29 protein-coding genes and 1 riboswitch are annotated in these 24858 nt (G+C 64.4%); of the genes, 19 read left to right on the top strand and 10 right to left on the bottom strand.

From position 1 onward, the window contains the following. Position 1 precedes the first annotated feature (1 nt). Positions 2 to 982 (top strand): esterase-like activity of phytase family protein, encoded by a 981-nt coding sequence (locus IC614_RS08920; protein WP_200970984.1) that lies wholly within the window; start codon positions 2 to 4, stop codon positions 980 to 982. A 16-nt stretch (positions 983 to 998) separates the two neighbouring features. On the opposite strand, the gene rpmB is transcribed toward IC614_RS08920, so the two are convergent. Then, positions 999 to 1289, bottom strand: coding sequence for a 50S ribosomal protein L28 (rpmB, locus tag IC614_RS08925; protein ID WP_200970985.1), 291 nt, complete (start codon positions 1287 to 1289; stop codon positions 999 to 1001). A 183-nt stretch (positions 1290 to 1472) separates the two neighbouring features. On the opposite strand from rpmB, the gene IC614_RS08930 reads away from it, so the two are divergent. From IC614_RS08930 to IC614_RS08940, 3 genes are all read left to right on the top strand, one after another. Continuing rightward, a complete protein-coding gene (locus IC614_RS08930) occupies positions 1473 to 1745 on the top strand; it encodes a hypothetical protein (RefSeq protein ID WP_226372616.1) in 273 nt (90 codons plus the stop codon). 215 nt (positions 1746 to 1960) lie between these two features. After that, on the top strand, positions 1961 to 3202 hold the full coding sequence (nhaA, locus tag IC614_RS08935; protein WP_200970987.1) for a Na+/H+ antiporter NhaA: 1242 nt from the start codon (positions 1961 to 1963) through the stop codon (positions 3200 to 3202). Then, positions 3199 to 4488, top strand: a complete 1290-nt coding sequence (locus IC614_RS08940; protein ID WP_200970988.1) for a hypothetical protein — start codon at positions 3199 to 3201, stop codon at positions 4486 to 4488. The genes nhaA and IC614_RS08940 overlap by 4 nt, the downstream gene beginning before the upstream one ends. 37 nt (positions 4489 to 4525) lie before the next feature. Here the strand turns inward: IC614_RS08940 and IC614_RS08945 are convergent, their stop codons facing one another. The 4 genes from IC614_RS08945 to IC614_RS08960 all read right to left on the bottom strand — a co-directional run bounded on the left by IC614_RS08945 (position 4526) and on the right by IC614_RS08960 (position 8484). Further along, complete coding sequence (locus IC614_RS08945; protein WP_200970989.1) at positions 4526 to 5455, bottom strand: electron transfer flavoprotein subunit alpha/FixB family protein; 930 nt, start codon at positions 5453 to 5455, stop codon at positions 4526 to 4528. Next, complete coding sequence (locus IC614_RS08950; protein ID WP_200970990.1) at positions 5452 to 6201, bottom strand: electron transfer flavoprotein subunit beta/FixA family protein; 750 nt, start codon at positions 6199 to 6201, stop codon at positions 5452 to 5454. Before IC614_RS08950 ends, IC614_RS08945 begins: the two co-directional genes overlap by 4 nt. 107 nt (positions 6202 to 6308) lie before the next feature. Continuing rightward, entirely contained in the window at positions 6309 to 7508 is a 1200-nt protein-coding gene (gene sucC / locus IC614_RS08955; RefSeq protein ID WP_200970991.1) for an ADP-forming succinate--CoA ligase subunit beta, read from the bottom strand. A 103-nt stretch (positions 7509 to 7611) separates the two neighbouring features. Then, positions 7612 to 8484 (bottom strand): LysR family transcriptional regulator, encoded by an 873-nt coding sequence (locus IC614_RS08960; RefSeq protein ID WP_200970992.1) that lies wholly within the window; start codon positions 8482 to 8484, stop codon positions 7612 to 7614. A gap of 97 nt (positions 8485 to 8581) precedes the next feature. Here IC614_RS08960 and bla point away from each other — a divergent pair, with 97 nt between their 5' ends. The 6 genes from bla (at position 8582) to thiC (ending at position 15171) form a co-directional block, all read left to right on the top strand. Further along, positions 8582 to 9463, top strand: a complete 882-nt coding sequence (bla, locus tag IC614_RS08965) for a class A beta-lactamase (RefSeq protein WP_200970993.1) — start codon at positions 8582 to 8584, stop codon at positions 9461 to 9463. A gap of 223 nt (positions 9464 to 9686) precedes the next feature. Next, positions 9687 to 10772: a DNA polymerase IV gene (gene dinB / locus IC614_RS08970; protein ID WP_226372617.1), complete on the top strand. Its 1086-nt coding sequence runs from the start codon at positions 9687 to 9689 to the stop codon at positions 10770 to 10772. 132 nt (positions 10773 to 10904) lie between these two features. Then, positions 10905 to 11273, top strand: a complete 369-nt coding sequence (locus IC614_RS08975) for a YsnF/AvaK domain-containing protein (RefSeq protein WP_200970994.1) — start codon at positions 10905 to 10907, stop codon at positions 11271 to 11273. Positions 11274 to 11316: 43 nt separating this feature from the next. Then, positions 11317 to 12291 carry a YsnF/AvaK domain-containing protein gene (locus tag IC614_RS08980; RefSeq protein ID WP_200970995.1) on the top strand — a complete coding sequence of 325 codons (975 nt, stop codon included), beginning with the start codon at positions 11317 to 11319 and terminating at the stop codon, positions 12289 to 12291. A gap of 81 nt (positions 12292 to 12372) precedes the next feature. Beyond that, the gene (locus IC614_RS08985) at positions 12373 to 13107 is read left to right on the top strand and encodes an endonuclease III domain-containing protein (RefSeq protein WP_200970996.1); all 735 of its coding nucleotides are present in this window, start codon (positions 12373 to 12375) and stop codon (positions 13105 to 13107) included. 40 nt (positions 13108 to 13147) lie between these two features. Then, positions 13148 to 13255: riboswitch (TPP riboswitch) on the top strand. 50 nt (positions 13256 to 13305) lie between these two features. Further along, positions 13306 to 15171: a phosphomethylpyrimidine synthase ThiC gene (gene thiC, locus IC614_RS08990; RefSeq protein ID WP_200970997.1), complete on the top strand. Its 1866-nt coding sequence runs from the start codon at positions 13306 to 13308 to the stop codon at positions 15169 to 15171. Between the two features lie 29 nt (positions 15172 to 15200). Here thiC and IC614_RS08995 read toward each other — a convergent pair whose 3' ends face one another. Then, positions 15201 to 15989, bottom strand: a complete 789-nt coding sequence (locus IC614_RS08995) for a DUF4241 domain-containing protein (protein ID WP_200970998.1) — start codon at positions 15987 to 15989, stop codon at positions 15201 to 15203. 265 nt (positions 15990 to 16254) lie between these two features. Between IC614_RS08995 and IC614_RS09000 the strand changes: the two genes are divergently transcribed. From IC614_RS09000 to IC614_RS09015, 4 genes are all read left to right on the top strand, one after another. After that, positions 16255 to 16668: a HindIII family type II restriction endonuclease gene (locus IC614_RS09000; protein WP_200970999.1), complete on the top strand. Its 414-nt coding sequence runs from the start codon at positions 16255 to 16257 to the stop codon at positions 16666 to 16668. 116 nt (positions 16669 to 16784) lie between these two features. After that, positions 16785 to 17348, top strand: coding sequence for a lysozyme inhibitor LprI family protein (locus tag IC614_RS09005; protein WP_200971000.1), 564 nt, complete (start codon positions 16785 to 16787; stop codon positions 17346 to 17348). A gap of 53 nt (positions 17349 to 17401) precedes the next feature. Next, a complete protein-coding gene (locus IC614_RS09010) occupies positions 17402 to 17614 on the top strand; it encodes a DUF4287 domain-containing protein (RefSeq protein ID WP_200971001.1) in 213 nt (70 codons plus the stop codon). A gap of 93 nt (positions 17615 to 17707) precedes the next feature. Next, complete coding sequence (locus IC614_RS09015; RefSeq protein WP_200971002.1) at positions 17708 to 18625, top strand: HindIII family type II restriction endonuclease; 918 nt, start codon at positions 17708 to 17710, stop codon at positions 18623 to 18625. Here the strand turns inward: IC614_RS09015 and IC614_RS09020 are convergent. Next, positions 18618 to 19676: a DNA-methyltransferase gene (locus IC614_RS09020; RefSeq protein WP_226372618.1), complete on the bottom strand. Its 1059-nt coding sequence runs from the start codon at positions 19674 to 19676 to the stop codon at positions 18618 to 18620. The two genes, IC614_RS09015 and IC614_RS09020, sit on opposite strands and share 8 nt — an antisense overlap. A 219-nt stretch (positions 19677 to 19895) precedes the next feature. Here IC614_RS09020 and IC614_RS09025 point away from each other — a divergent pair, with 219 nt between their 5' ends. Genes IC614_RS09025 through IC614_RS09040 form a run of 4 tightly spaced genes read left to right on the top strand, consistent with a single transcriptional unit; the run spans position 19896 to position 21772 of the window. Further along, positions 19896 to 20354 carry a hypothetical protein gene (locus IC614_RS09025; protein WP_200971003.1) on the top strand — a complete coding sequence of 153 codons (459 nt, stop codon included), beginning with the start codon at positions 19896 to 19898 and terminating at the stop codon, positions 20352 to 20354. 58 nt (positions 20355 to 20412) lie between these two features. Continuing rightward, complete coding sequence (locus IC614_RS09030) at positions 20413 to 21012, top strand: hypothetical protein (protein WP_200971004.1); 600 nt, start codon at positions 20413 to 20415, stop codon at positions 21010 to 21012. Then, a complete protein-coding gene (locus IC614_RS09035) occupies positions 21009 to 21407 on the top strand; it encodes a DUF1801 domain-containing protein (RefSeq protein WP_200971005.1) in 399 nt (132 codons plus the stop codon). The genes IC614_RS09030 and IC614_RS09035 overlap by 4 nt, the downstream gene beginning before the upstream one ends. 17 nt (positions 21408 to 21424) lie before the next feature. Continuing rightward, positions 21425 to 21772 (top strand): GFA family protein, encoded by a 348-nt coding sequence (locus IC614_RS09040; protein WP_200971006.1) that lies wholly within the window; start codon positions 21425 to 21427, stop codon positions 21770 to 21772. Between the two features lie 61 nt (positions 21773 to 21833). Here the strand turns inward: IC614_RS09040 and IC614_RS09045 are convergent, their stop codons facing one another. After that, a complete protein-coding gene (locus IC614_RS09045) occupies positions 21834 to 22520 on the bottom strand; it encodes a hypothetical protein (protein ID WP_200971007.1) in 687 nt (228 codons plus the stop codon). 177 nt (positions 22521 to 22697) lie between these two features. Here IC614_RS09045 and IC614_RS09050 point away from each other — a divergent pair, with 177 nt between their 5' ends. Further along, the gene (locus IC614_RS09050; RefSeq protein WP_200971008.1) at positions 22698 to 23576 is read left to right on the top strand and encodes a hypothetical protein; all 879 of its coding nucleotides are present in this window, start codon (positions 22698 to 22700) and stop codon (positions 23574 to 23576) included. A gap of 82 nt (positions 23577 to 23658) precedes the next feature. On the opposite strand, the gene IC614_RS09055 is transcribed toward IC614_RS09050, so the two are convergent. Both IC614_RS09055 and ung read right to left on the bottom strand, forming a co-directional pair. After that, positions 23659 to 24093 (bottom strand): pyridoxamine 5'-phosphate oxidase family protein, encoded by a 435-nt coding sequence (locus tag IC614_RS09055; RefSeq protein ID WP_200971009.1) that lies wholly within the window; start codon positions 24091 to 24093, stop codon positions 23659 to 23661. 61 nt (positions 24094 to 24154) lie between these two features. After that, positions 24155 to 24853 (bottom strand): uracil-DNA glycosylase, encoded by a 699-nt coding sequence (ung, locus tag IC614_RS09060; RefSeq protein WP_200971010.1) that lies wholly within the window; start codon positions 24851 to 24853, stop codon positions 24155 to 24157. Positions 24854 to 24858 lie beyond the last annotated feature (5 nt).

Consider the following 24858-nt stretch of genomic DNA (forward strand, 5'->3'; position numbering starts at 1 on the left):
CGTGGTTAACGTCCTTCCGGCCCTGAAACGGCTCCGGCGGATCGTGCCGCCGCTGATCGCTCTCCCGCTGCTCGCGAGCGTCATCCAGCCGCCCCGCTATGGCGGCGAATTGCTGGCGCGCCAGGCGCAGCTCGTCTTCACGCCCCTCGCGCTGGATGCGGACGATCCCGCCCGCCGCCGCCTCGGCGAACTACTCTACCTGGGCGGCTGGGCGGTGCAGAGCGCCGACGCGCGGTTCGGCGGCCTGTCCGCCCTCCATGTCGATGATGGCGATGCGATCGCGCTCAGCGATGGCGGCGATTTGGTCCGCTGGCGGCTGGGCGGCGGCGCGGCCACGATCCAGCCCCTCGCGCAAGGGCCGGGCGCGGCCTTCACGAAGCGCAACCGCGACAGCGAATCATTGGTCGCGGGCGAGGGCCGGCTCTGGATCGGTTATGAAGGCGCCAATGAAATCTGGACTTATGATCCGCTCACCCTCGCGCCGCTGGGCCGCGCCGCGCCCCGCGCCATGGCGGGCTGGGGGCGCAATGCCGGGGCCGAAGCGATGGCGCGCCTGCCAGGCGGCCGCTTCCTGATTCTGGAAGAAGCGGCGGCGGGCGCGGACGGCACGGTCGCGGCGCTACTGATGAATGGCGACCCCGCCGATCCGGCGACGGAGACGGCGGCGCTGCGCTATCGTCCGCCCGCCGGCTATCGTCCGGTCGACGTGGCGGCCCTCGCCGATGGGCGGTTGCTGATCCTCAACCGGCGCTTTTCCCTGTTCGGCGGCTTCACCGCCAAACTGGTCATGGCGCGGATCGCGGGCGGGTCGATTGAAGTGGAAAGGGAGATCGCCCATTTCGCGCCGCCGGTCGTCACCGACAATTACGAGGCGCTGGCCTTGACCCAAGAAAACGGACGCCAGATCCTATGGCTGGCGTCCGACGATAATTTCAATCCGCTGCAGCGGACGTTGCTGTTGAAGTTCGAACTGGGCGGCTGATCCGCCGCCCGCCGAATCAGGCCGCGGCCTGCGCCTTCTTGGCGATCTCGCGCTTCAGGCGACGGGCATTCAGGCTCAACTTCTCGTCCGACGTCTTGGCGAGCCAGTTGTCGAGGCCGCCGACATGCTCGACCGAGCGCAGGCCGCTCATCGACACGCGCAGCTTCACGCCGCGGGCGAGCGCGTCCGACATCAAGGTGACCGTCTGCAGGTTGGGCAGGAAGGTGCGCTTCGTCTTGTTGTTGGCGTGGGAAACGTTGTGGCCCACCTGCCGGCCCTTGCCGGTCAGCTCGCAAATACGCGACATGATCGAATCTCTTCTGTTGGGTTGGGGACAATGTCCCCTTCAAAGCGTGCGCCGATAGCGGGCGGGGCGGATTTCGTCAACACTTGGCGCCGCTTCCGGCCGCATCATTCGTTCCGGTCGTGCAACTCTCTTCCCCGCTTTTCGTTGTCCGCCAGCATCCTTGAAGGTTCAGACGGAGGAAATATGCGCAAAATTCTCATCCTGCTGGCGATCCTCGTGATCGTCGCCATCATTCTTTTCGCCACCGGTTTCTGGAAAGTCGACCAGACCAGGGAAGGCGCGCTTCCCGACGTCAATGTCAGCGCTTCGGGCGGCCAGCTCCCGGCTTTCGACGTCGATTCGAAGGAAGTGGTGGTCGGCACCACCGAAACCAATGTGGAGGTGCCGAAGATCGAAACTGAGACCGAGAAGGTCGAAGTCCCGGTCGTTGGCGTCAAGGATAATGGCGAGGAATAAAAGCCGCGCCGTTTAAGGAGAAGGCCGTGCTTTCCAAGCGAAAGGCGGCCTTCCCCTATCCCCTTCTCTTTTAAAGTCATTCCCGCGAAGGCGGGAATCCAGACGATGTTGGGGCCTTGCCTCGAGTCAATCTGAATTCCGCCTTCGCGGGAATGTATTGGGGTTGATCGCAGGCTGCGCCTTTCCCCTAAGGTTCCATCCCGATAGGAAGGCGCATGCCTCCGGCCCTCAAACGATCCGCGCTCCGCGCCTTCCTTCGCAGCGAAGCGGCGGGCGGCCTTCTGCTGATGGGCGCGGCGGCGCTGGCCGTGATCGTCGCCAACAGCCCCTTCGCATCCGTCTATCACCACATCCTTCACGCCCCGATCGGCCCCGAACTGGCGCCGAAGCTCGGGCCGATGACGCTCCATCTCTGGATCAACGACGGGCTGATGGCCGTCTTCTTCCTGCTCGTCGGGCTGGAGATCAAGCGCGAGTTCCTGGACGGCGCCCTCAACAGCTGGGAAAAACGCCGCTTGCCGGTCGTCGCGGCGGCGGCGGGGATGGCGGTCCCTGCCTTGCTCTACCTCGCGGGCGCGGGCGGCGATCCGGCGCTCGCCGGCGGCTGGGCGATCCCGGCGGCGACCGACATCGCCTTCGCCATCGGCGTCCTCGCGCTTCTCGGCAGCCGCGCGCCCGCTTCGCTGAAGCTCTTCCTCGCCACCGTCGCCATCGTCGACGACATGGGGGCGGTCGCGATCATCGCGCTCGCCTACACCGCCGCCATCGATACGCTGGCACTGGGCGCGGCGGCGGCGATCCTGCTCATCCTCTATGTGATGGGCAAAAGCGGCGTGACGCGCCTCTCGCTGTATCTGATCGGCGCGGCCGCCCTCTGGTATGCGATCCTCCTCTCGGGCATCCACGCGACCATCGCGGGTGTGCTCGCCGCCAGCGTCATCCCGATCGTGCCGAGCAAGGCCGCGCCGGACGCCGTCGATTCGCCGCTCCACCGCCTCGAACATGCGCTCGCGCCCTGGGTCGCCTTCCTCATCGTGCCGGTTTTCGGCTTTGCCAATGCAGGCGTCTCGCTCGCCGGGATCGGCCTTGGCGACATCCTCGCCCCGCTTCCGCTCGGAATCGCGCTCGGCTTGTTCCTCGGCAAGCAGATCGGTATCTTCGGCGCCGTCTGGCTGGCCGTAAGGGCCGGTTTCGCGACGAAATTGCGGGGCGCGACCTGGCTTCAGATCTACGGCGTCTCCGTCCTCTGCGGCATCGGCTTCACGATGAGCCTGTTCATCGGCGCGCTCGCTTTCCCGCACGATCCTGCGCTGATCGAGGAAGCGAAAATCGGCGTTCTTTCAGGCTCGTTGCTGTCGGCCCTTGCCGGATATGCGATATTGCGCTTTGCTCCGCCTTATCCCCATCAGGCACGCGGCACCGCAACGGCCGCCCGCCACGAGGACGCCTACCCATGAAGCTCCCCGCTTTTCTTCTCTCCCTATTCCTCCTCGCCGGCTGCGTGTCGAACGGCGTCCGCCAGGACAATCTGGGCGAGATCGCCGCCGACTATGTCCAGATGACGCTGGAAATCGGCGAGCGCGAGCCCGGCTATGTCGACGCTTATTATGGGCCGAAGGAATGGCAGGACGCCGCCAAGGCCGCGCCCCGCTCGCTCGCCGACCTGGCCGAGGAAGCGCGCCGCCTCACCGGCCGCGTCAACGCGCTGAAAACGGACGGCCTCGACGCGACGAGCCTGCGTCGCCGCGATTTCCTCCTGGCGCAACTCACCGCCGCGACGACGCGATTGCGCATGCTGCAGGGCGAGAAGCTCTCCTTCGCCGAAGAAGCGAAGGGCCTGTTCGGCGTCACGCCGGAATTGAAGGAACTCTCCGCCTACGATCCCATCCTCGCCCGCATCGAAACCCTCGTGCCAGGCACTGGCCCCTTGTCCGAGCGCGTCGACGCCTTCCAGGATCGCTTCACCATTCCCAAGGACCGCCTGAAGCCGGTGTTCGACGCCGCCATCGCCGAATGCCGCCGCCGCACCGCGGTGCATATCGCGATGCCCGCGAACGAGAGCTTCAAGATGGAATTCGTCACCGGCAAGAGCTGGTCCGGCTACAATTACTACCAGGGCAACGCCCATAGCCTCATCCAGATCAACACCGACCTGCCGATCCGCATCAGCCGCGCCGTCGATCTCGGCTGCCACGAAGGCTATCCGGGCCATCATGCGCTCAACATGCTGCTCGAGGAGCGGCTCACCAAAGGCAAGGGCTGGATCGAATTCAGCGTCTATCCGCTCTATTCGCCCCAGTCGCTGATCGCCGAGGGCTCGGCCAATTACGGCATCGACCTCGCCTTCCCCGGCCCCGAGCGCCTCGCCTTCGAGACGCGAGCCCTTTATCCACTCGCGGGCATCCCCACCGCGGACGCCGCCAAATATCTGGAACTCCTCAAGGCCACCAGCGAACTCGCCGGCGCCCGCTTCACCATCGCCCGCGATTTCCTGGAAGGCCGCATCGACCGTGCCAAGGCGGTCGAACTCACCCAGAAATACCAGCTGGTGTCAAAAGCGCGCGCCGAACAGTCGATCGACTTCACCACCCAGTATCGCAGCTACGTGATCAATTACGGCCTCGGCCAGGACATGGTCCGCACCTATGTCGAAGCCGCCGGGCCGTCATCCGACGCCCGCTGGAAGAGGATGGAAGAAGTGATCTCGGAACCGACGCTGCCGAACGATTTGTTGAGGCGATAATTTCTGCCCTCTCCCGTCAAAGGGAGAGGGGATTTCATCACAGCTTCTCGGTCAGTTCCGGCACAATCTTGAAGAGATCGCCGACCAGGCCGATGTCCGCGACCTGGAAGATCGGGGCGTCCTCGTCCTTGTTGATGGCGACGATGGTCTTCGAATCCTTCATGCCCGCCAGGTGCTGGATCGCGCCGGAAATGCCGACCGCGATATAGACTTCGGGGGCGACGATCTTGCCGGTCTGGCCGACCTGATAGTCGTTGGGCACATAGCCCGCGTCCACCGCCGCGCGCGATGCGCCGACAGCCGCGCCCAGTTTGTCCGCCAGCGGCTCGATATATTGGTGGAAGGCTTCGCCAGACCCAAGCGCACGGCCGCCCGACACGATGATCTTCGCGCTGGTCAGTTCCGGACGTTCGCTATGCGCGACTTCCTGACCGACGAAGCTCGACAGGCCCTTGTCGCCGGTCGCGCCGACCGCCTCGACGGTGCCGCTTCCGCCTTCGCGAGGCGCCTTGTCGAAGGCGGTGCCGCGCACGGTTATGACCTTCTTGGCATCCGAAGACTGTACCGTGGCGATGGCGTTGCCGGCGTAGATCGGCCGGGTGAAGGTGTCGTCGCTCTCGACCGAGATGATGTCGGAAATCTGCATGACATCGAGCAGGGCCGCGACGCGCGGGGCGATATTCTTGCCGGTCGTCGTAGCGGGCGCGAGGAAGGCGTCATGCCCCTCCATCAGCCCGGCGACGAGCGGCGCGACATTTTCGGCGAGGCCATGGGCATAAGCCGCGTCGTCCGCGACATGGACCTTGCCGACGCCGGCGATCTTTGCCGCCTGTTCGGCCACGCCACCGACCCCCTGTCCGGCGACGAGCAGATGGACTTCGCCGAGTTTGGCGGCCGCCGTCACCGCGGAAAGGGTGGCGTCCTTCAGCTGGCCGCCTTCATGTTCGACAAGGACGAGCGTCTTCATCCCACCACTCCCGTTTCACGCAATTTGTCGATCAGTTCGTCGACCGAGCCGACCTTGACGCCCGCCGAGCGTTTCGCCGGTTCGACGACCTTCAGCGTCTTGAGGCGCGGCGCGGTGTCGACGCCGTAATCGGCCGGACTCTTGGTCGCGAGCGGCTTCGACTTCGCCTTCATGATGTTCGGCAGCGAGGCGTAGCGCGGCTCGTTCAGGCGAAGATCGGTCGTGACGATGGCCGGGAGCTTGAGGTTCACCGTTTCGAGACCGCCATCCACTTCGCGCGTCACGTTGACGCTGTCGCCGGTCACTTCGACCTTCGACGCGAACGTGCCCTGGCCCCAGCCGAGCAGCGCCGCGAGCATCTGGCCGGTCTGGTTGCTGTCGTCGTCGATCGCCTGCTTGCCGAGGATCACCATGCCGGGCTGCTCTTCCTCGGCGACCTTTTGGAGGATCTTGGCGACGGCGAGCGGCTCGACTTCATCGTCGGTCTGGACCAGAATCGCGCGGTCGGCGCCCATGGCGAGCGCGGTGCGGAGCGTTTCCTGCGCCTTGGCCGGGCCGATCGACACCACGACGATCTCGCTCGCAGCACCCTTTTCCTTCAGCCGGATCGCCTCTTCCACGGCGATCTCGTCGAACGGGTTCATGCTCATCTTGACGTTGGCCAGGTCGACGCCCGTTCCGTCCGCCTTCACGCGCGGCTTCACATTATAGTCGATGACCCGCTTCACGGGGACCAGCAGCTTCATGCTCTTTCCTCTCTCGTATCCCGGCGAAGGCCGGGATCCAGACTGGGCACCGGCCTGCGCCGGTGCACATGATCGAGCGGGCAGCTATCCCGCCCCTTACGTTAACGTCAAGCGGCTTGCTTCACCTGCGCAACGATCTTCTGCGCGGCGTCGCCCAGATCGTTGGCCGCCACGATGGGCAGGCCGCTCTCGGCGAGGATGCGCTTGCCTTCCTCGACGTTCGTGCCTTCGAGGCGCACGACCAAGGGCACGCCGAGGTTCACTTCCTTCGCCGCGGCGATGATGCCTTCCGCGATGATGTCGCAGCGCATGATGCCGCCGAAGATGTTGACGAGGATGCCCTTCACCGCCGGATCGGACAGGATGATCTTGAACGCCGCCGTCACCTTCTCCTTGTTGGCGCCGCCGCCGACGTCGAGGAAGTTGGCCGGGAAGGCGCCGTGCAGCTTGATGATGTCCATCGTGGCCATGGCGAGGCCCGCGCCGTTCACCATGCAGCCGATGTCGCCGTCCAATTTGATGTAGGCGAGGTCGTATTTGGACGCCTCGACCTCCATCGGATCTTCTTCGGTGAGGTCGCGCAGCTCGGCGAGGTCCGGGTGACGGAACATCGCGTTCGAATCGAAGCCGACCTTGGCGTCGAGCACCATCAGTTGGCCCGTGTCGGTGACGGCGAGCGGATTGATCTCGATCTGGCTCGCATCGGTACCGAGGAAAGCGTTGTAGAGCCCCTGCAGCACCTTCGCCGCCTGCTTGGCGAGATCGCCCTCCAGCTTCAGCGCGGCGGCCACGGCGCGGCCGTGATGCGGCATCAGGCCGGTCGCCGGGTCGATGGTGATCGTCGTGATCTTCTCCGGCGTGTTGTGCGCCACGTCTTCGATGTCCATGCCGCCTTCGGTGGACGCCACGACCGCGATGCGGCCCGTCGCGCGGTCGACGAGCAGCGCCAGGTAGAATTCCTTCGCGATGTCGACGCCGTCCGTCACGTAGAGGCGCTGCACCTGCTTGCCTTCCGCCCCGGTCTGGATGGTGACGAGCGTATTGCCGAGCATCTCACCGGCCGCGTGGCGCACTTCGTCCTCGGTCCGGGCCAGCCGAACGCCGCCCTTCGCATCCGGGCCCAATTCCTTGAATTTGCCCTTGCCCCGGCCGCCGGCATGGATCTGCGCCTTCACGACGTAAAGCGGCCCGGGCAGCTTCTTCGACGCCTCGACGGCTTCCTCGACGCTCATCGCGGCATAGCCCTGCGGCACCGCGACTCCGAACTTGGCGAGCAATTCCTTGGCCTGATATTCATGGATGTTCATGGAAAGGCACTCCCTTTGGCAAAGAGTTTGCGCGCCCTAAAGCACAGACGGCCCCGCTTTGGAAGGGCAGGGAAGGGAACAAGGCGCTGGATCGGTTCAGGCACTAGCCGGTCCGCGCCTCCTCCGCCCTCAGCCAAGCCGCGAAAGCCTGCATCGCCGCCGTCTCCGGACGGGACTTCAAACGCGTGAGCCAATAATGTCCGCCGTCCAGTTCCGCGGCGAAAGGCCGCACCAGCCGCTCGGCCGCGAGCTCGCCTTCGAACAAACGCGCCGGCAGCAAGGCGACCCCCGCCCCGCTCGCCGCCGCCAGCGCCATGGCGGGCGAGGAATCGAAGACCGGCCCCCTGATATGCGGTGCGTCCGCCGCCGCCGCCGCGAACCAGCGCGGCCATTCGTCGGCGCGATAGGAACGCAGCAACGTTTCCCGCGCCAGATCCTGCGGCGCCTTGAGCCGCCGTGCGATGCCCGGCGCGCAGAGCGGCGTCAGCGGCGCATCCATCAGCGCCGTCGCCTCCACCCCGTGCCAGGCCCCGTCGCCGAAGCGGATGGCGAGGTCCAGCCCTTCGCCCGCCAGGTCGACGCGATTGTTGTTGGTGAGGAGGCGCAGGTCGATCGCCGGATGCGCCGCCTCGAATCCGGGCAGGCGCGGCAGCAGCCAGCCGGTCGCGAAGGTGCCGACCACCCCGACCGTCAGCACCTCGCTATAGCCGCCCTCGAACCGCGCCATCACCGCGCCGATCCGCGCGAACGCCTCGTCCAGCACCGGCACGAGGGCCGCGCCTTCGTCGGTCAGCGCCAGCCCGCGCGGCAGGCGGCGGAACAGCGGCACGCCCAATCGCGCCTCCAGCGCCTTGATCTGATGGCTGACCGCCGCCTGCGTCACGCAGAGGTCCAGCGCCGCGCGGGTAAAGCTCAAATGCCGGGCGGACGCGGCAAAGGCGCGCAGGGCGTTGAGCGGAAGCTGGGACAGGTCCATCGCCCGCCATTAGCAAAATTCATGGCTCCTGCGAACAATCGTCGTTTGTTGCGTCCGCGGCGCGCCTGCACTCTCGCCTTCGAAAAGGGAGACGACCATGATCGAGAGGCGTACCATTCTTGGCGGCCTGGCCAGCGCGGCGCTGCTGGCAACCGTTCCAGCCTGCGCGGCGAAAAAACCCGCGAAAACAGGCAACAAGCTGGGCGATGCGATGGCCGCGCTGGAACGCGAAAGCGGCGGCAGGCTTGGGCTGGCCTGGCTCGACAAGGCCAGCGGCGAACGCTCCGGCTGGCGCGGCGGCGAACGCTTCGCCATGTGCAGCTCCTTCAAATTTCTATTGGCTGCCGCGACCCTCGCCCGCGTGGACAAGGGCGTGGAGACGCTCGATCGGGCCATTTCCATCGCCAAGACCGACATGGTGCCGAACAGCCCGTTCAGCGAAGGGCGCGTCGGCGGGAGCGCGACCGTTGCGGAGCTTTGCCAGGCGACCGTCCAACGCAGCGACAATGCCGCCGCCAATTTGCTGCTCGCGCCGCTCGGAGGCCCGCCTGCCTTCACCCGCTATCTGCGCGCGGCGGGCGATCCCGTCACCCGCCTCGACCGCATCGAGCCGCAGATGAACGACATGAAGGGAAGCGACCCGCGCGACACCACCACGCCGGACGCGATGGTCGGCAATTTGGGCCGCTTCCTGATCGGCGATGCCCTAACCCCCGCCTCGCGCGCGCGCCTCCTCGCCTGGATGAACGGCAACCTCACCGGCGACGGCCGCATCCGCGCGGGCGTGCCCAAAGGCTGGACGGTCGCCGACAAGACCGGCACCAGCGGCCACGGCAATTATAACGACGTCGCCCTTATCCAGCCGCCGGGCCGCGCGCCGATCCTGCTCGCCATCTATCTCGCCGAAACCCCGCTCGAATGGGCCGCTGCCGAAGCGATCCACGCCAGGGCAACGCGCGCCGTCCTCGCCAGCCTCTGATCCTGACGCTCCGATCATAACCCCTCTAAAACCACCACTCACACCTTCCCACCTCTCCGCGTCACTCCAGCGAAAGCTGGAGTCTCGGCAGCGCCGTCACCCGCATATTGAGATTCCAGCTTTCGCTGGAATGACCCTGGAATGACGAAAGGGCGAACGGAGCAGGGGCGGATGAGGTGGACGAAACTTCCCCTCCGCCCCGCACCTTGCTAAAGAACAAGGCGTGAACGACTTAGCCCCCCTCCGCAAGATCATTCATGTCGACATGGACGCCTTCTTCGCGTCGGTGGAGCAGCGCGACAATCCGGAGCTTCGCGGCAAGCCGCTCGCCGTCGGCGGCATGCACCGGGGCGTGGTCGCGGCGGCGAGCTATGAGGCGCGGCCCTTCGGCGTCCGCTCCGCCATGCCGTCGGTCACCGCGCTCCGCAAATGCCCTGACCTCATCTTCGTGAAGCCCCGCTTCGACGCCTATCGGGAAGTGTCGAACCAGATCCGCGCCATCTTCCACGATTATACGCCGCACGTCGAACCGCTGTCGCTCGACGAAGCCTATCTCGACGTGACGGAAGACCTGAAGGGCATCGGCATCGCGACCGACATCGCCAGGGAAATCCGCGCCCGCATCAAGGCGGAGACCGGCCTCACCGCCTCGGCGGGCGTCTCCTACAACAAATTCCTCGCCAAATTGGCGTCCGACCAGAACAAGCCAGACGGCCTCTGCGTCATCACCCCCGCCAAGGGCCCCGCCTTCGTCGCCTCCCTGCCCGTCAGCCGCTTCCACGGCGTCGGGCCCCGGACGGCGGAAAAGATGGCGCGGCTCGGCATCGTGACGGGCGCCGACCTGCGCGATTGCTCCCGCGAATTTCTCGCGCAGCATTTCGGCAGCAGCGCGGATTATTATTACGACCTCGCCCGCGCCGTCTGCCACCGCCAGGTCAAGGCGAACCGCGAGCGCAAGTCGATCGGCGCGGAAGACACTTTCTTCTCCGACCTCACCGACGAAATTGCGATGATCGCCGAACTCGATCGCATCAGCCAGACCGTGTGGCGCCGCATCGGCGAGAAGGGTGGCATCTCCGGCCGCACCGTCACGCTCAAGGTCAAATATCAGGATTTCCGGATCGTCACGCGCGCCAGAAGCCTCGACCGGGCGGTGAGCGGGCGGGAGGAATTTCTGGAGATCGGCAGCGCGCTGCTGCGCACCCTTTTGCCGGTACCGAAGGGCGTCCGGCTGCTCGGCCTCACCCTCTCCAACCTCGGCGAGAACGCCGCCCCTGCTCCGGAACGGGAATTGGCTCTGCCGCTCTAGGAAGAAATCCGACTCAGGTCGTCGCGCATACCATGCGCTTCATTCCCAAAGGCCTGAAATCGCTTCCGAAACGACAGGAACGTTACGCCTTGCGCTGCGCTTGAAGAGCTTTCCGGAACAACGGAAGCTGAAATGACGGAAGAGCAGAATCTGGTGATTCCGCTGGTGGAGGAGCGCGTCTCCACCGCCAAGCGGGAAGTGGAGACCGGCCGCGTGCGGCTGCGCACCCGGGTCGAGGAACGGCAGGAAATGGCGCGGGCCGACCTCGCTCGCGACGAGGTCGAGATCGAACGCGTTCCGCTGAACGTCGAGGTCGATGCCGTGCCCGATGTCCGCCAGGAAGGCGACGTCACCATCGTGCCGGTGGTCGAGGAAGTGCTCGTCGTCGAAAAGAAATGGGTGCTGGTCGAGGAAATCCGCTTCCGCCGCACCCGCAGCCACGAAGAATTCGCGCAATCCGTGACCGTCCGCGCGCAGCGGGCCGAAGTGGAGCGTGAGTGAGAGAGCGGGAACCAACCACGACAATCTTTAAGGAGTAGATGCCATGTCGCGTACCATCACCGCCATATTCGACAGCCAGAGCGAGGCCGACGCCGCCAAGATGCGGCTCACCTCCAGCCGCATCGACGCGGACAATATCCGGATCATCGACCAGAATGCGTCGGGAAGCACCGGTTCCAGTTCCAGCGCGGGCGGCCAGAATAAGGGCTTCTTCGATTCGCTGAAGGACATGTTCCTCCCCGACGAGGACGCTCATGCTTATGGCGAAGGCATCAGCCGCGGCGGCTATCTCCTTTGCGCGCAGGTGGACGAAGACGAGGCGGACGAGGCGATCCGCATCCTCGACGAAGCCGAGAGCGTCGATTTCGACCAGCGCCAGGACGAATGGCGCAGCCAGGGCTGGACCGGCTGGGCGGGCCGCACCGACACCGGCGCGGTATCCGGCGCGGGCATGGGCGCCTCGGGCCTCGGCACGGCCGCCATGGGCGGCACCAGCATGGAAAGCGGCTCCGGCATGACAAGCGGCCAGTATGAAAGCGGCCGGACGGTCGAGGAGGAACGCATCCCGATCGTCGAGGAAGAGCTTCGCGTCGGCAAGCGCGAAGTCGCCCGCGGCGGCGCCCGCGTCCGCTCCTACATCCGCGAAACCCCGGTTCACGAGCAGGTCAGCCTGCGCGAGGAGCAGGTCAGCGTCGAGCGTCGCCCGGTCGACCAGCGCCTCTCCTCCGCCGATCTCAGCAGCGGCGACATGCTGCGCGAGCATGACATCGAAATGACCGAAACGGCCGAGGAAGCCGTGGTCGGCAAGGAAGCCCGCGTGCGCGAGGAGCTGGTCGTCAGGAAGACCGCCGAAGAGCGTGTCGAGGATATCGAGGAGACGGTGCGCAACACCGAGGTCGAGGTGGACGAAGGCCTGCGCGAGGACCGCCCTGCCTTCGGTTTCAAGGGCGATGCGTCGAAGAGCGACATGGACCGCGAACGCAGCGATTTCGAACGCGACGACAAGAGCCGCTATTAAGGTTCGTTGAGAAAGGGCGGCGCACCATGCCGCCCTTTCTTTCGTTTTGTCATGTTCTTGTTATGTTCTATACGCTTGGACATGCAGGAGTCGTTCGGATTCGCCCGTCTCGAAATCGACGCATGGCGCTTCGCCCTCACCGGGCATTTTGGCCCGATCCCCGATGTGCCGCGCCGCCCACCGCATGCGCAAATGGTCAAATCGCTGATCAGCAGCCGCACGAAGGATGCCGTGTCGCTCGCCGCCTACCGCCGCCTTGGCCGCAAGTGGCCGAGCGCCCTCCAATTGGCGGGGGCCGCGCCGCCGCACGTGGAAAAGGTGATCCATGACGTCACCTTCGCCGACCGGAAAGCGGTCAACCTTCCCGCCGCCTTGCGGATGATCGCCCGCGAAAGCGGCGACCTGCGCCTCGACTTCCTTGGGAACTGGCCGGTGCCCGACGCGCTCGCCTGGCTGGAGCGGCTGCCGGGCGTCGGCCGCAAGGTCGCCGCCGCGACGCTCAACGCCAGCACGCTCCGCCGCCCCGTCTTCATCGTCGACAGCCACGTCCACCGCGTCCTCCAGCGCCTCGGTTATATCGGCAGGGCCGCGACGCCGCGCCCTGCCAGCGAAAAGGTCACCGCGAGCGGCCTCGACGCCGAGGAGCTGAACAGCTTCTTCATCCACCTGAAGCATCTCGGCCAGACGGTCTGCCGCTTCGAATCCCCCGATTGCGCCGCCTGCCCGCTCAGCACCTCTTGTCCCAAAATCATCAGCCCAAACGCGTCCCTCCAGCGAAAGCGGGAGTCTCAACACACCCTCCATCCGGACGCATAAGGATTCCAGCTTTCGCTGGAATGACGATCGGAGTAGAAGGCGCGCTTCCCCGGGGGACCGCGCGTGCGGTTGAGAGGCGGCAAACCGGCCGCGACCCGTCGAACCTGATCCGGCTGACACCGGCGTAGGGAGCGGGTAGCGCAGGACATCTTAGGCGATGTCCGAGCAGGCCGCTCTCCAGAAGATTGGAGACTGAACATGGCCGACATCAACGCCCGCACCGAACTCAAGGTCACCACCGGCCCGATCCGCGGCAGCCGCAAAATCCATGTCGGCGAACACCGCGTCGCCATGCGCGAGATCGACCTCGAGCCTTCCTCCGGCGAGCCGCCCTTGCGCGTCTACGACTGCTCCGGCCCCTACACCGATCCGAACGCGACCATCGACATCATGGCCGGCCTCCCCGAACTCCGCCGCGACTGGATCCGGTCGCGCGGCGACGTCGAGGAAGTCGCCCAGCGCGAAGTCCGCCCGGAAGATAACGGCCAGCTCGGCCCCGACCGCTCCGGCGGCGTCCAGCCCTTCCCCAACGTCCGCAAAACCGTGCTCCGCGCGAGGCCCGGCGCCAACGTCACGCAGATGCACTATGCGCGGAAGGGCATCATCACCCCCGAAATGGAATATGTGGCCATCCGCGAAAATCTGGGCCGCGAGCAGCTCCGCGAACACATTCGCGACGGCCAGGATTTCGGCGCCGCCATCCCGGACTATGTCACCCCCGAATTCGTCCGCGACGAAATCGCCCGCGGCCGCGCCATCATTCCCAACAACATCAACCACCCGGAATCCGAGCCGATGGCGATCGGCCGCAATTTCCTGGTGAAAATCAACGCCAATATCGGCAATTCCGCCGTCGCCTCCGACGTCGCGTCCGAAGTCGACAAGATGGTCTGGGCGATCCGCTGGGGCGCCGACACGGTGATGGACCTCTCCACCGGCCGCAACATCCACGACACCCGCGAATGGATCCTGCGCAACTCGCCCGTCCCGATCGGCACCGTCCCCATCTACCAGGCGCTGGAGAAGGTCGGCGGCATCGCGGAAGACCTCACCTGGGACATCTTCCGCGATACCCTCATCGAGCAGGCCGAACAGGGCGTCGATTATTTCACCATTCACGCCGGCGTCCGCCTGCCCTACGTGCCGATGACCGCGAAGCGCGTCACCGGCATCGTGTCGCGCGGCGGATCGATCATGGCCAAATGGTGCCTCGCCCACCACAAGGAGAGCTTCCTTTACGAGCGGTTCGACGAAATCTGCGAGATCATGAAGGCCTATGACATCGCCTTCAGCCTCGGCGACGGCCTGCGCCCCGGCTCGATCGCCGACGCGAACGACGAAGCCCAGTTCGCCGAACTCGCCACCCTTGGCGAGTTGACGCAAATCGCCTGGAAGCACGATTGCCAGGTGATGATCGAGGGTCCCGGCCACGTGCCGATGCACAAGATCAAGGCGAACATGGACAAGCAATTGGAGGCGTGCGGCGAGGCGCCTTTCTACACGCTTGGGCCGCTCACCACCGACATCGCGCCGGGTTACGATCACATCACCTCGGCCATCGGCGCGGCGATGATCGGCTGGTTCGGCACCGCGATGCTTTGCTACGTGACGCCGAAGGAGCATTTGGGCCTCCCCGACCGCGACGACGTGAAGGTCGGCGTCGTCACCTACAAGCTCGCCGCCCACGCCGCCGATCTCGCCAAGGGCCACCCTGCCGCCAAGCTACGCGACGACGCCCTCTCCCGCGCCCGCTTCGAATTCCGCTGGCGCGACCAGTTCAACCTCAGCCTCGATCCCGACACGGCCGAGCAATATCACGACCAGACCCTGCCAGCGGAAGGCGCCAAGACCGCCCACTTCTGCTCGATGTGCGGCCCCAAATTCTGCTCGATGAAGATCACGCAGGAAGTCAGGGATTTCGCCGCCAAGCAGAACCAGAGCGCCGACGCTTTCCTCGAAGCCGACAAGCCTGTGCCGAGCGACGTCGAGGCAGGCATGGCCGAAATGAGCGAGAAATTCCGCGAAAAAGGCGGCGAGCTCTACCTGCCCGCCGCAGGGAAATAAGGTCGTAACAACGAATCCTCCGGACCCTGCTACTCCTCGTGCCCTTCCACGACGCCGGTGAAGTCGACGAGCAAGGCCACGATCGATCCGTCTGCGGCCAGGCCGTAAGATGTGTTGAAGCAGCCGTCGCCCACGCCCGTTCGCATCAGAAAGGCGTCGCCCTTGGGCGCGCGCAGGCCCAGCGGATAGTCTGTCATGACAAGATCGACCTCCCCGTCCGGGCGCGGGCGTTTGGATCGAGGCAGGCGGTCGGGTAACGCGAAAAAATAATCGGCAAGATCCTGGACAGCGCCGCTGTCGATGAACGCGACGGTGCCGCCGTCCGTCACGATGCACCCAGGCTCGCCATCCTCCCGGAAGCTGGCCGGTTGCCACCGCGCGACCGGCTTGGCCGAAAACAGGATCGCCCCCATTTGCGGATCGTCATAGGCTCTCGCTGGACTACCAGGCGCTGGCGTGCCCGGCTGACGCGCCATCAGCACTTCGACGGCGAATGTCCCTTTGGGAAAGTCGAAAGCGAGTTGCTGGTCCTCAAAGCCGGGGCCGTCGACCGCGGCGATCCTGCCGCTCGGAAAGCGCAGGCGGGGGCCGGCGAGGACGAAAAATCCGGTAGGCCGCTGCGGGGGATCGATCGAACGCAGGATTTCGTCGGTAAAGGCTTCGAACACCCCCAGCTCCAGCCGCTTCGAAAAACCGGTCACAACCTCCGGCCGGTGTGTCTCCGACAATGGCTTGCGCGTCACCGGCTGGCCGCTGAAACATTGCGCGACCAACGTCGCGCATGCGAAAATCGCGATCCAGATGATGATGAGTCGCATGATCCCCCCTTGTTCCCCGCGCTTGGCGTAAAGGAGAGAGCGTTAACAGCCCGCTACCACCCTCGCTCCGCCCGCCTTTTGTCGCGGCTCCAACCTTGACTGCCCGCGCCCGCGTGTCCGCCAAGCATATGAAATTGGTCGCTTTGACTGAAGCAGGAGCACGGCATGGGCCATGGCCACGCCATGCACGGTGGCGCACAGGGCAGAAATAGGCAAGCGCTTCAGCCAACTTTACAGGACCACAATCCCGGGCGATGATATGTAAATGTTCCCGCGTTCAATCACTTCAAAAGCCGTAGAGCGGCGCCGCTATTGGCTGGAAGAAATCGTCCAACTTTCCGATAATTTTGGGACCGATTCAACAAGGCTGCAAGCTGAGCTGGCAGCGGAAGTGGATCGTGACGGCGCAACCGCCGTGATAGATCACCTTCGCTTTTGCGGAAACATCCCAGAACGTTATGAGCATGATTCCAGTGAAGAAAAGCTCTACTCCAAATATACGGATGTCGTCCTGGCCAAAGCACTCGAGCAGTTGGGCCTGCGCACGGCCGTGCTTGTCGAACGCGGCGACTCAGCCGATGTCGAGGCTGTCGCCGATGAACAGGTGGCGCCTGCCCTGGCGCCGCGGCTAAGCTGTCCGCACTCTACCTCCCCCCCACGGAATAACGAACGGGCATAGCCGCCTGTCAATCGCCCGGCCTAGCGCGTCGCTGACCTAGGCATTATCCTGTTGGAGGGCAGAAGGAGGTAAGCGTGGCTATTTCGACACAAGAGCGAATGTGGCGCACCTGCAGAATGGCTCTCATGACGATGAGCCTGATCGGGTGTTCGCAAGAGCCGGTGAAGGAAAAGACCCAGCCTGCCGCCGGTGAGGGCATGACCATTTCCAATCCGGTACAAGCGCCTGCCGGTAAGCCGGACCTGGGCGGCTCTTCCGGCACAAGCTTCACCCTGGCCGATTACCGATCCTTCTCGGTCACGGAAAAGCAGGTCAGCGGCGAAACAAGCCAGGTCTTCAAGGACTGCCTGGATAGCGCGGTGACGACCACGGGTGCTTATGCCTCCTGCTACTATGCCGAATATGAAGATCAGACCTCCGCTTTGGAAGAAGCATTGAGCGAGGCGATCGAGCGCCTGCCGGATGCGGCGTCGAAAAATGCCCTCCGCCGCGATCAGGCGGCGTGGCTGAAGAACAGGGAGGTTTATTGCGAGAAGAAGGTAGAGCCGTTTCTCGAAGGCGGCTCCATCGACATCATCACGCGCCAAGACTGTGCACTTACCGAAATCGTCCGGCGCACCCTCTGGCTTTGGGAACAGGCAAAGCGGGCTGGAGAGGGACCGGCCCAATCTCGCGGCTGATACGGCTTTCAGTAGCCTTGACGGCCCCCGCGCGCCTGCGTCACCATGCCCGCATGAGCGAAGACAAGGTCAAGGGCCCCGCCTCCTATTTCCCGTCGATCGAAAAGGCGTACGGCCGCCCGATCGCCGAATGGAAAGCCCTCCTCCGCGCCCGCCCGCCCGCCAAGCATATGGAACTGGTCAACTGGCTGAAGCAGGAACACGGCATGGGCCACGGCCACGCCAATGCTTTGGTGGCGCATATGCTGAGCGAGGATAAGGGGTGAGTTGCGGCTGATGAGGTGAAACAGGACAGGGCAGAAATAGGCAAGCGCTTCAGCCAACTTTACAGGACAACAATCCCGGGCGATGATATGTAAATGTCCCCGCGTTCAATCACTTCAAAAGCCGTAGAGCGGCGCCGCTATTGGCTGGAAGAAATCGTCCAACTTTCCGATAATTTTGGGACCGATTCAACAAGGCTGCAAGCTGAGCTGGCAGCGGAAGTGGATCGTGACGGCGCAATCGCCGTGATAGATCACCTTCGCTTTTGCGGAAACATCCCAGAACGTTATGAGCATGATTCCAGTGAAGAAAAGCTCTACTCCAAATATACGGATGTCGTCCTGGCCAAAGCACTCGAGCAGTTGGGCCTGCGCACGGCCGTGCTTGTCGAACGCGGCGACTCAGCCGATGTCGAGGCTGTCGCCGATGATTGGGCTTTGGTCGGGGATGCAAAGGCTTTCCGCTTAAGCCGGACTGCAAAGAACCAGAAAGACTTCAAGGTTGAGGCCATGCACGGCTGGAAGCGCGACCGCCGCCATGCGCTGCTGGTATGCCCGAGTTATCAATTGCCGATGCGCTCCAGCCAAATTTACCAATCGGCGATTAATCGCGACGTGACGATCATCTCTTATGGTCATCTCGCCGCGCTGGTCGCGCTCGCGGTTTCCGCCAGTCCGGCTGTTGCCTTGAATTGCCTCGTCGACGCCATGCGCTGCGCAGAGAATCAATCCCCCACTAAGGACGCCGTATTTTACTGGACGCTCATCAACCGAAGCATGTTGTCGCGATCCGAAGCCCTGCAGGTGCTTTGGAAGGAAGAGAAATCGGCAACGCTGGAAGTGCTGTATTACGCAAAGCAGGAAGGTTTAACAGCTCTCGACGCAGAGCGCGATCGTATCCAACGCATGAGCCGCGAAGCGGCCGTTCAAGAATTGATGCGCTTTCGTAAGCTCGACAGCCGCGTGAAGACGATTGAGGCTATCTCAGATAATGATTTGTTGCTGATCAAATAAGCGAGGGAAGCTCATTCTCTAATCGCTTCCGCGCTATCTTTACATAGCTTGCATCCTGCTCGATTGCGATGAAACGGCGGTTTAGAAGTGCTGCGGCGACCGCCGTGGTTCCCGAGCCAGCGAATGGGTCCAGCACAATTTGGTCCGGCTGGCTGGCCAGCTCAATCAGCGCCTGCATTAAGCGAACAGGCTTTTGCGTGGGGTGAAGGCCGCCTTCTCCAGGCGCATTGCCTATGCGCAGTACATTCTCGGATTTATCGCAGTACCTGCTGAACGCCGCATCGTTATAGGCACCTACTCCGTGGTGAAGCATGTTGTCAGCCAAGGTTGCGCCAATCGTGTAAGGCTTCACAAACCAAAGGATCGGCTCAAATGTCGGCCGTAAATTTCCGAGTTTCCATCCATTCCATTTATCGGCCGAGCGAATGTCTCCCCGGCGCCTGAAGACCTCGCTTAACCGCTGGGCACGATGCGCGGCACGTGGACGCTCCCAAGCGAGCATGTCCTTAAGAGAGAATCCCGCATCTTCCATTGCGCAAATGCAACGATGAGAAAAACGGCGACCCGCGAACACGAAGGCGCTGGCGCCGGGCTTCAGAACGCGAAACCATTGTCCCGCCCAATTACCAACCCATTGTTGATATTGTAGAGGTATCTGCCGGTCTGCCTCTGACCACCCATTGATCGGCTTACCCCTATTCTTGAAGATTGCACCGGCATTCTGCTGTGCCGGGCTCGATCCGAGCAAAGCACTATTGGTGTTATCGTGCAGAACATCCCAATGATCGGCGGCGATCCCATATGGGATATCGCTCACGATGAGATGAACAAACTCAGATTCCAGGCGATTTAGCTCAGCGATGCAGTCGCCTTCGACGATTTCCCCCTTCCGGGGATCGGGATGCGGCTGCATGGCGAACGTCGATTGATGGGGAACGGCGCTGACTGCATCTCTTGATTGCTCGATGTCGAAAACATCTGGCTGCCGCCCGGCCTCGCCATATTCCGTCAAGATCGATTCAATTCGGCGTTGGACATCCTTGTGGAGCATGTTCCATGTTTAAAACACCAGTGCAAAAAGCACGAGAGTTTTCTCGGTCGCGGTCTAAGACGTAAAACCTGCCTCGCTCATAATTTTGAGGTATGGCGAGATATCGCCTAGTTCCATCAAAATGGCTTTGCCTCATGGAGGATATTAGCTCCTGATCGAAGTATCACTTCGATCAGATTTCATTTTCCTACACAGGCCTTTTGTGATTCATCCTTCCGGATGACGCAGCACCGCACCACACGCCCTTCGCCCGCCATCCATACCCGCGTGCCCGCCTTCGCGCCCGTCCCGCTCCGCTACCGCGCCGACGGCTGGACGCCGGGACGGCAGGCGGATTTTCTTGGGGCTCTCGCCGAAACCCAATCCGTCGCCGCCGCCGCGCGCCATGTCGGCATGACGCGGGAAAGCGCCTATCGCCTGCGGGATAGGCAAGGCGCGGGAAGCTTCGCCGCCGCCTGGGATGCGGTGCTCGGCTTGAGGCTCCGGCCCCGGAAGGTCACACCGTCACCCAATTTCCACCGCGCTTTCTACGGCACGCTCAAACCCATCATGCGCGGCGGCAAGCATGTCGCCACGCTCCATTCGTCGAGCAACGACGCGGCCCTGCAGCTCTACCGGCGCGACATGCTCATCCGCCGCCTGGCGCGCCGCAAGGCCGAAAGGTCACAGGTGAAATGATTTGCTGAACCGTCAACTTCGCTCCATCTTCGCCCTCCGCGCCTCAACGGAGAAAGCCATGACGCGATATCCCGCCGCCGCCTTGTTGCTGGCCCTCGCCGCCTGCTCGTCCGAACAGCCCATGAATGAGGAAACCGGGCCGGCCGCGACGAACAGCGCCGTTCCTCCTTCCGCCGCGCGGGAACCGAAGGCGCCGGTGCCGCCCGCGGCCCTGGCGCCCGCCAACCTGCTGACGCTCGAGGGCCTCGGGCCGCTCAGGATCGGCCAGCCGGTCCCGGCGAACAGCGGCTGGGCGGAGCGCGGCGCGCAGGCGTCCGACACCTGCCGCATCGTCACCTCCCCATCCTATCCCGGCATCTATGCCATCGTCGAGGACGGCCGCGTGCGCCGCATCACCGTGGGCGAAGGGGAGCGCGCCACCGTGACGCTCGCGGAAGGGATCGGCGTCGGCGCGACGGAAGCCGAAGTCCGCGCCGCCTTCCCCGGTTTTCGCGAAGAGCCCCACCATTATGTCGAGGCGCCCGCCAAATATCTCACCGCCCCGAATGCGGAGAGCGGCGATCCCGCCTTGCGCTTCGAAACCGGCGCGGACGGCAAGGTCAGCCTGATCCATGTCGGCACCATGCCGGTCCTCGGCTATGTGGAGGGCTGCGCATGACCGGCGGCGAGAGCCCCTCCGCCCTGATCGACGCGAAGATCGCGGGCTTGGGCGATTGGCGGGGCGAGACGCTGGCCCGCCTTCGCGCGCTGATCCGGGAAGCCGATCCCGATGTCGTCGAAACCGTGAAGTGGCGAAAGCCCTCCAACCCCTCCGGCGTTCCAGTCTGGGAGCATCAGGGCATTCTCTGCACCGGCGAGACCTACAAGACCTATGTGAAGCTGACCTTCGCTTATGGCGCCGCGTTGCCGGACCCGTCCGGCCTGTTCAACGCCAGCCTCGACGGCAACACGCGCCGCGCCATCGACGTGAAGGAAGGCGCCGCGATCGACGCGGACGCCTTTAAGGCCCTCATCCGCGCCGCGGTGGCACTCAACGTCGCCAAGGGCGCCTGACGACAGGGAGACATGCGATGCCGATGACCGGAAGCTGCCATTGCGGCAAGATCACTTATACGCTGGACGAGGACGCACCGGCGAACGCGATGGCGTGCAATTGCTCCATCTGCCGCCGCAAGGGCTATCTCCTCCACTTCTCGACGCCGGACAAGTTCACGCTCCACGGCTCGCGCGACGATATCCAGGCCTACACCTTCAACAGCCACACTATCCGCCATCAATTCTGCAAGACCTGCGGCTGCGCGCCGTTCGGCGAGGGGGAGGGGCCGAACGGACCGGCGGTGATGATCAACCTGCGCTGCGCCGCCGATGTGGATCTGGACGCCCTTGCCATCACCCATTTCGACGGGGCGAGCCGATAGGCAAAAGGCGCCCCGGCACTGGGCCAGGGCGCCTCCTTGGCTTCCCGCTCGGGGAAAGGGGTCAGTCGATCGGATCGACCCGCGTGACGAGGTTGGTCCGCGCGTCGATCTGGTAGATCACACGGCCGTCGGAACGGTAATAATAGCCGCCGTCGTCGCGATACTCGTCGCGCAGGTCGACCGGCACGCCGTACAGGTTGTTCGTGGCGCGCTGGCCGGGCTGGAGGATACAGTCATTATTCCGGTTGCCGCCGAAGATGTTGCCGATCACACCGCCGATTCCGGTGCGGTTCGGGCAAGGCTCCAGATCCTCCAGCGGTCCGCCCTGGCCGTAATAGCCGCTGTCGAGCCGCCCGTCATGATTGGCGTCGCGGTCGTCCCAGCCGTCGTCGTTGCGGTCGATGAAGCCGGAACTGCCGTAGCGGGTCATGGTGTTGCGCTCCGCGATCCGGATCTGCTGGCGCAAATTCTGGATGCGAGCCTGCAGGTCGCGGCGTTCGGTGCTGGTGAGGCCGCCCCGGCTATACCGCCGCTCGGTCTGGCGCAGCAGGCGAAGCTGCTCGCGCAGCGTCGCCGCTTCGCTCTGGGTAATCGATCCGGCCTGAATGCCGGTTTGCAGCCGGGTCTGGAGCTGGTTGACGCGGGCGGTGACGCCGGCATTGGCGTTGACGTTCGCGGTCTGCGATACCGCCGGTCCGGTCAGCGCGATGGCCGACACCGCGGCGAGGGTCATGATGGTTCTGGTCATTTCTCTACTCCACTCGAAACGCCCCATGCTTCCGCGCTTCAACGGGCGGGCAGCGGACATAGTTTAGCCCGGCGCGGCGAAGTGTGGCCTCGGAGCGCGGAATCGAGCAAAAGCGGCCTTGTGCTGAAAAGACGGCCCGGCACGGCACCTCGACGCCCTTCTTTTGAAAGGAAAATCATGCGCTCATCGGCCCTTATCGCTTTGCTGCTCCTTGGTGCCTGCCGGAACGCGGAGGAGGAGACGGCGCTCTCCGGCAATGCGAGTGAAGGAATGGCTCCCACCGCATCTTCCGACCCGAAGGCAAGTGCCGCGAGCCGTTGGGATCTGCAATCGCGGGACGACGGGACCGCGCTGGTCCTTCTTGCCGCGAATGGCAGCGCGGCCGTTCGCCTTTTTTGCCCGGCGGGCGGACGCAACCTGGTCGTCAATGTGCCCGCCTTCCGCCCAGTTGGGAGCGAGGAGCGGCTGTCTTTCGGCAGCGGCGGCAGCGTGACGGCTCTCGTCGCCGGATCGCACGGCGATGCCGGGCGCGGGGGCGTCAGCGGCACCGGCCCGGCGCCCAGCGATCTCGACGCCTTGATCGCTGGACCGGTGGCGGTGACTTACGGCTCTCAGACGAGCGGTCCCCTTCCCGCGCCCCCCGCCGCCTTCGCGGACCGTTTCGTCGCGGCCTGCGCGGGAGAAGACGCCCCGGACAGTCCGAAGCCGGTGCCACCTGTGGCTGCCAGCCCCTGCATGATGCAGGGCGAAACCCGCCTTGCCGTCGCCCCCTTGCGCGCCGCCGGGACGGAGCCGTTCTGGGCGGCGCGGATCGAGGGCCGCTGCGTCACTTATTCCCATCCGGAAGATCAGGCGGGCACCCGCGTCTGGACCCGCTACACGCCGGGCGCGGAGGGCGGGGGCACCTGGTCCGGCGCGCTGAACGGCCGGGCCTTCGAACTGCGCCTGCGGCCGGAGGCCGGTTGCTCCGACGGCATGTCGGACACCGCCTACCCGCTCGCCGCCGATCTCCTCGTCAATGGCGAGCGCCGCCGGGGCTGTGCGGCCCCGCTTTGACCGGGTGGGGACGATTTTTCGCTGTCCTACAGCCGCCCGCACGTTTTACGGTCGGCTCCGTTCTTTCTCATCGCTGGCGGGATCAGAGGGCGATTTCACCTTCGTCCATGCCGTCCCAATAATGCAGCCGCTGCGCGCGCACGCGGATCATCACCAGGCCGGGCGTGTCGATCCCCTGCTCGAACCAGCGGTCGAGGCCCTTGGACCAGCGCTCCGCGAATTGCGCCTTGTCGCGGATCAGTTCGGCCCGGCCTTCGACGGCGACGAAGAAGGGGCGCTGCCCGACAATGCCCGATTTATCCTGGAAATTCAGCGCGACCTGATCGTCGCGGGTGATGTCCTCGACGGTCCGCGTACTATCGTAGGTGAAATAATAAGAATCGCCGTCATAATCGACCTCGCGATTGTTGCTCATCGGCCGGCCCGCGATCGCGCCGTTTTCGGTCCGGGTGGACAGGATCGCGAAATCGATGTCGCGCAGCTTTTCGGCGATGTCGGCCAATGTCTTGTCGGGCATGGTCTTCTCCTGCGTTGGCATTTTCGAAAAGCCGAACGCACGGTCGGGGCTCCGTTTCCCGTTACACGTCCGGAAGCGTCCAATCGATCGGCGTCCGGCCGTGATCGGCCAGGAACGCATTGGCGCGGGAGAAATGGCGGCATCCGAAAAAGCCGTTATGGGCGGAAAGGGGGGATGGATGCGCCGCCTTCAGCACCAGATGGCGCCCGCCCTTGTCGACGCTGTCCACGAACGCCGCTTTCTTCTGCGCATAGCTGCCCCACAGCATGAAGACGACCGGCTCCTCGCGCCCGTTGACTTGCCGGATGACGGCGTCGGTGAAGCGTTCCCAGCCCTTGCCCTGATGAGAGGCGGCCTGACCCATTTCCACGGTCAGCACGCTGTTGAGGAGCAGCACGCCCTGGGCCGCCCAATGTTCGAGGAAGCCGTGGCGGGGCCGCTTGACGCCGAGGTCGCTCTCCAGCTCCTTATAGATGTTGACGAGGCTGGGCGGCGTGCGGACGCCGGGCTGGACGCTGAAGCACAAGCCGTGCGCCTGCCCGAGCCCGTGATAGGGATCCTGTCCCAAGATGACGACCTTCACCGTGTCGAGCGGCGTCAGATCGAGCGCGCGGAAATATTCGCTGCCCTTGGGAAAGATGCGCTTCCCTTCCGCTTTCTGCGCGACGAGGAACCCTTTCAGCGCCTGCATGTAGGGCGCCGCGAATTCCCCGGCGAGGGGCTCCCGCCAGCTTTCGTGCAGCTTCACTCCGTCCGTCATCGAAT

The organism is Sphingosinicella flava, assembly GCF_016025255.1.
Taxonomy (GTDB): Bacteria; Pseudomonadota; Alphaproteobacteria; order Sphingomonadales; family Sphingomonadaceae; genus Allosphingosinicella; species Allosphingosinicella flava.